This window comes from Bartonella sp. AP20NXHL, from assembly GCF_042196165.1.
In the GTDB taxonomy this organism is placed as follows: domain Bacteria; phylum Pseudomonadota; class Alphaproteobacteria; order Rhizobiales; family Rhizobiaceae; genus Bartonella.
Map to the genome: position 1 here is coordinate 1 of NZ_JBHIPV010000032.1, position 6302 is coordinate 6302.

Genomic DNA, 6302 nt, shown 5'->3' on the forward strand with positions numbered 1-6302 from the left:
GACAGCCTCAAAAACAATATTTCCCCCATACTTGCAAACTTAAACAGCGAAAGTCTTGAAAAGTTTTTTGCAAAAAATAGTGACAATGGCATCAATTTTGACCAACTTTCGAGTGAATTGCGCACCCTTCTCAATAAAAGCGACATTCCTGCTCTCAACCCTGATCGCTTAAAACAAACCTATCAAGCTGCACTCAATGATATTGGTTCTGCGATAACAGCTTTCAAAAATGACCCTTCTTACTATCGCACCACTTTAAAAAATCTTGGTGAGCGTCTGTCTGATCGTGTAGAAGATCTCACGACAAAATTTGATCGAAGTGATATCATCAATGCCCTTGTGACCGATGGCATGTCCCGTGCGGATGCACAAACAGCAGTCAACCGTGCCGTCCAACTCTATCAAAGCGCAGAAGAAAAGACCGAAAAAGCCATCAAAGTCCTTGAAGAACGGGCAGAAACACTCTCAGACAATCTTGAGGATACGATCAAGGGAGCCAAAAACACTGCGACTAAAGCCACAAAAACAGCCTCCAATATGGGGTGGTGGGGCTTTTTAGGCAGTCTGGTAGGCGCCATTATTTCCAGTGTTTTTGGCTATTATGGTTATAGAAGCCGTAAGGACACTTTCATGCTTTAAAACGTCTACCTTTAAAGCAAATACATAAAAAGCTGCACGTATAGTGCAGCTTTTTTGCAAAATCTTCTGATTGTCTTTTTGTATTATTGTCTCTCTCATATCAGACAACTTCACCAGCCCATCATCCTTAATACTCCCCTTTAAAAAAACATAAGGAGCTGGTCATTGCTGCCAATAGGCATTGTGCTTGTTTTGGAAAAGAGCTCTGAAAACTTCCTTTCTCAACTGATCATCAAGAAAAACTATACAAAGCATGGGATATACCATAAACACGTAGAAGAAAATTGTACCTTATAACCTCTTGGGGAGGAGCATTGTGACAAAGAAAAAATCCATGATTTTTACCCAAATGGGACTTTTCCTTGTTTTGGGCTTTAGCAGCTTTGCCGATGAAACAGCACAAGTTACATTTGCTCTCCACTTAGCAGAAAGCACAGCATCTATTTCAATGCTGCTGTTTGCAGGGCTTGTCGGGGCAATTTGTGCCGGACCAATTGCACCACGCCTCTTGCATCGCTTCCAACCAGCGCGAACAGTACCCATTGTTTTATTGTTTGAAGCACTCTTCATAGCCGTTGCCGCAATCGCCAACAAATTTTGGGTTTACATTGCCCTTTCTTTCGCACTAGGTTGTGCTGGTTCACTCTTTTGGTCTGCTATCCTCGTTTCCGTCCCAGAATTTGCAACCAATGATCAGCAACTAGATCGACTAAACCGCGTTATCCAAACAGTTCGTAATCTTGGCTACATTGCCGGACCACTGCTAGGGGGTGTATTGTATGGAATATCAAATGGGCAAAAAGGGCTCTTTGCACTATCCATCATGGTTCTTTGTGCTACCTTTATCACTCTCTTCTGTTTTAAAAGTTTAAAAATACATACGCAAACAACAAACACAACACAGCAAGCCAAAAAAGGGCTAGATTTAACGGGTCTCTTGCGTAAAAAAAATGTTGTCTATGCTCTTTCTCCCCTCATCATTACCATCATCCTCACCTCTGCTCTCAACGTCTTATCGATTGTCCGCATCCGCACGGAGCTGTACTTCAGTGCAGAAACCTATGGGGTAATCACAAGCATGTTAAGTCTTGGCCTCGTGGTTGGTCCACTCTGTTTCTCCAGCCTTTTTCATCGCTTTGGCAATGCCGCTGGTGCATCACTTGCCGCTGCAATAATTGGCTTTGCAATTTTCTGCTTTTCCTTAACACATATTGTATGGTTGATGATGCTTTCATTTTTCATTCTTGGGGGTGCAAACGGTGTGCAAAATGCTCTAATGGCAAGTTTTATGATGAAAGCCATTCAGAAAGAACATCGAAACAACCAAATGCCCGCCTATATTTTCATCATACAAACAGCGGTGTGCATTGGCTTTCTAGGAGCCGGTTTTGTAAAAGTGCATCACACCCAAAGCACACTATTTATCATTGGCATCGCCACAATGATCGCAGGCATATTAGGTTTTATCATAAACCGCACTATGCAAAAAAAGGAATATGATAATGGTTAACGGACTTTGCTATCTTTGCTCTCAAGCAAACCAAACCCAAAAATGGCATGACAATCACCCCTCGATGAAATCGTTGTATCTCCCCTATAACCCCACACAAACCAATAAGACTTTGATGAACCACTCTTGAGTGTGGAAGAGCAAACAACCCCAGCAAACAACCATTGCCAAAACTTGATATTTCAAAGCAGAAGAAACCGGTTTAACATCATGCAACAAGATCCTATAGGCTTAAACTTTTACAATGGAACAGGCGGTTATGTATGGCAACTTGCAGACTATATGCGACATGATTGTCATGAGAGCTCCCACACACTTGAATTGCAAAAACCAACGCCGCCCATAGCCATCAATTCTTTCGCTGTCTACCCAAGTGAACTCAATCCTTTATCACACATTCAATGGGCAAAAGATGTACAAATAATAAAAAACAAACCAGCACTCATTGGCAAACGGCAAATACAACCCATCACCATTGTTTCTACAAAAGGAGCGGCATTTGGCGGATTCGACTTTCCCACATTTGAAGCACTTCGTGAAAGCTGCCTTGTCCAATCACTGAGAGAAATACAATTCAATGGTACTCTTCTTGCCTCTGGGAGTCTTTTGATATCACTTTTACAACACGGGTCTCATTCAAACAAATCAACAAGCCTTTTCACCAGATCATGCAACCGCTCTTTTACGAGAGCCAACAGTATTATCATAGATTCTTCTCTTGACACTCTTGCCATTAATCAACTCAATGGGCGTACAATCCAACTGAATGAAAAAACCAACCCTCTCTTGCAAAAAGCCACAACCAAAATGCACATTCAACACCCCATAGAACAAACAACCACGTTTTTTGTAAAAGCAGAAATAATGATAAGGATCAAAAGATGTCCCTGATAAGCCCCGATATGGGAACAGAAAATAGTGCACAGCTCATTTATGCGCTCATTCAAATGGCAAGACCGCGCACAGTCATTGAAATCGGTGCTGGTGATAGTACGTGCTTTATCGCAAAAGCACTGCAAAAAGCAAAACAAGCATGGCAACAAGATAAAAAACTTTTAGAATCTTCCACCAGGGAAGAGCGTACAGCTTTGCTTGACCCTTCAGGAATCCTTGAGAATTACGAACCACGGCTTATCACCATTGATGATTTTTCAGCAGAAGGCCAATCAGCCGAAGAAGCATGGCAAGAACTGCTTCAAGACGGTATTGAAAAAAACATGGTAACATTTATCCATGAGAATTTCTTCTCTCTCGATGATGAAACGCTCAAATCTTGGGGACCAATAGATTTTGTTTGGCTTGATGCTGGAACGCCCGCAGATGATGTGCGATTTGTTACCACAGTTTGGGAACACATCACCGCTGGTGGTTATCTTTGTCTACATGAACCAACAATGACCACAACAATTGCTCACAATAGCGAACAACGGGTTCGACGCGTCAGAACTCCCATCTGGGAAGAAATTCTCTACCGGCTTGACGGCTCCTATGAAGCTTTAACACTCCCCGAAAACCACAAATATCGCCAGGGTGGTCTGGGGATTATTCGCAAACGCACCCCAGCCGAACAAATTGTACGCGCACAATCGCTCCAAGCAGAACTCATAGAAATCAATGAAATTCCCATTCGCAATGATATTTTGCCCATGGGGAAAGAAACCCTTCACAAACGCAATACCCGCAATTCACTGATCTCTGCCATGACCTCACCGACACTGCGCGCTGTTTATGCCGCCATTATCCTTGGTGCAAAAAATCTTACTGATATCCTCAAACATGTCGATTCAGATGCCAAAAACATTCACAAATCCATCAATCGCCTTTTGAATCTTGGACTTATTCACAACACAACAGCAGGATTTCAAGCCGAAGAGACAGTGTGGAAAATGCTAGAAAATAAACATGAGCGAAATAGGGAAAATTTAAGCGACCGCCATTTAGAAACAGAAGAGATGCTATCAAAAATTGGTGAAGCCTTTCAAAAGGAAAAAATCTATAGCGAAACGGAAGTTTCCAAGATATGCAACCTCTTTACGATAGACTTTGCCCGATTACGACGCACTCTTGTTGAGAGAGGTTTTTTACAACGCCATGGAGGCAAATATCAACGCATGCGCTAAAAGAGATTTGAAAAATGATTAGCTAACTCTATCGTTTTTCTTCTCTATTTCAAGAGAATGAATAACCTTCCACTAAAAAAATATAATTTCATTAAAAGGTTACAAAATCATTCATCCCATTCATATGTTGACAATCTATGGGGGGATAGTACATCCTCTTCATAAAGGATAAAATGGAAAAGCAAGAATGCGGGGTGCCAATTGGTTATCAAAAAGGATTGGGTGGTTATCAAAAAGAATTGGGAATAGTCAAAATCATCAGGAGAAGATATAGGATCAAGGTCTCAATGATCTTACGGTTGTTGCGCGAACATCAGGGCACAGTATTCTTGCTCAATCCAAATCATGCTCGATATTTCTAAAAACATCGTAGAAAAAACAATATTCTTGCATTGGACTGGCTGGTGAATCAAGAAAGATCCTATTTCAACAAAATGTGCACGGTAGAAACAGGACTAGCAAAGCTTCCTCAAAAGATACAACAAAATGTATTTGATCATTTAACGACACTTCTATGGAAATTCCATGGGCAAAAATAAAATAACTTTTTTCATCTATAGCACAGTTTTTCTTTCTGAATTTTCCTTTTTCTTTGTACTCCCTTTGCTTGGAAACTCTTCTCTCATAACTGCTGCCAATGTCGCTTTTTATCTCGCTGGATCAGTAATCCTTGAAAGCATTCTCATGGTAACCACAACGGGTTTATTAGAAAGATTTTCGCGTAAACTCTTAATGGCTAGCGCCTTTATTTTAAGGAGTAGCGCTTTTGTGTGCATTATCCTATCGCTCACACCTTCTGCATGGTTGATCTTTTTTACCTTAATGGCTTTTTCGAAAGCAGTTTCAAAGCCATTTTTGAGAGAAATTTTATCAGAACATCTCAATGAAAATGCTCTTAAACGCGCATTAACTCTCTATTCTTTTTTTCAAAATGCTGCTGTCGTTATCGCCCCTCTTGTTGCAACGAGTGCCATAAAATACAACGCATCAACCTTCTTAATGGCTTTTTTTGCACTCATTGGTTTGTATCTTTGTGTTCTATCCATTCAAATTGTTTATCATTACCCACATAAAACATTATTTCTTGAAAAGAATAAAAAAACAAAAAAAGCTCTTCTTTCTTCTTTAAAAACAATAATACATAATCGTTCTATTGCTTATTTGCTGGTCACGGCTTTGCTTTGTGCATTCCTCATGGGAATTTTCATCACCACCACAACACTTCTCAGTAAATTTGACAGAAATCTCGCCCCTTATAGTGGAATTTTCTTTTCAATTGTTGGCATCAGTATTTGTATCTGGCAGGGGGTAATCAATAAACATCTCACCCTTTCCGATAAAGCAACTTTTTATCTGCTCTGCTTTATGGGAAGTTTCGCTGCATTTTTCCTCATAGGTGGGGTCTTTACCGCTGTGATTGCGTTAATTGCCTACAGTGTCTATGAATCTGTCATGATTCCAGAGATATACTATCAAGCAGGGAAAACAACCTCATCCCTCTCTGCCAGTGTTCTTTTTAGTTATATTCTTGTTATTTCAAATATTGGCCAAGCTGCCGGCTCATAGACAAGTGGATGGATCATCAGCCATTTCAACAATCATATCGCTTTCACCTTTTGCATGATTGTTGGTGCCTCCGCCTTTGCTTCTTGCCTTTGCCTCATGCAAACGAAAAAATAAGCAGCTTCCATGTCACATATCATTTTTGAAAACCCGTAGCACAACAAGAGCACTCAAAATAATTCGCCATAAATCACTCAATTATGGGTTTGTAATACAATCTGCGGCAAAGAAGCTCGAAACGGTCTTTAAAGATTGCTCTGTAAGGCTCCGTTGCCAATTGCCTCATAGCATAAAGTATTATGGGGGCAGACAAGCGTAAGGTAGCTACATTCTGCACGAATAATATTCTATTGATATCCATGTGCAACACAGCCAAAGCATTTTTTTATAATTCGCTCAAAAAAGGATTTTGAACTAATCAATCTCAAGCCTCGCCATGCGCGTTTAACTTTTAATGCCGCCCATTCTCT

4 protein-coding genes and 1 pseudogene are annotated in these 6302 nt (G+C 40.6%); all 5 read left to right on the plus strand.

The genetic code is table 11. The features are described from left to right. Positions 1-639 (plus strand): annotated as a pseudogene (locus ACFILL_RS08505) (DUF3792 domain-containing protein); the annotation flags it as partial. A 316-nt stretch (positions 640-955) separates the two neighbouring features. Next, entirely contained in the window at positions 956-2149 is a 1194-nt protein-coding gene (locus tag ACFILL_RS08510; protein ID WP_375643748.1) for an MFS transporter, read from the plus strand. Positions 2150-2359: 210 nt separating this feature from the next. After that, entirely contained in the window at positions 2360-3040 is a 681-nt protein-coding gene (locus ACFILL_RS08515) for a hypothetical protein (RefSeq protein WP_375643749.1), read from the plus strand. After that, positions 3031-4269 (plus strand): DUF2087 domain-containing protein, encoded by a 1239-nt coding sequence (locus ACFILL_RS08520; RefSeq protein WP_375643751.1) that lies wholly within the window; start codon positions 3031-3033, stop codon positions 4267-4269. Before ACFILL_RS08515 ends, ACFILL_RS08520 begins: the two co-directional genes overlap by 10 nt. Before the next feature lie 525 nt (positions 4270-4794). Then, positions 4795-5835 (plus strand): MFS transporter, encoded by a 1041-nt coding sequence (locus ACFILL_RS08525; protein WP_375643753.1) that lies wholly within the window; start codon positions 4795-4797, stop codon positions 5833-5835. Positions 5836-6302: the final 467 nt, after the last annotated feature.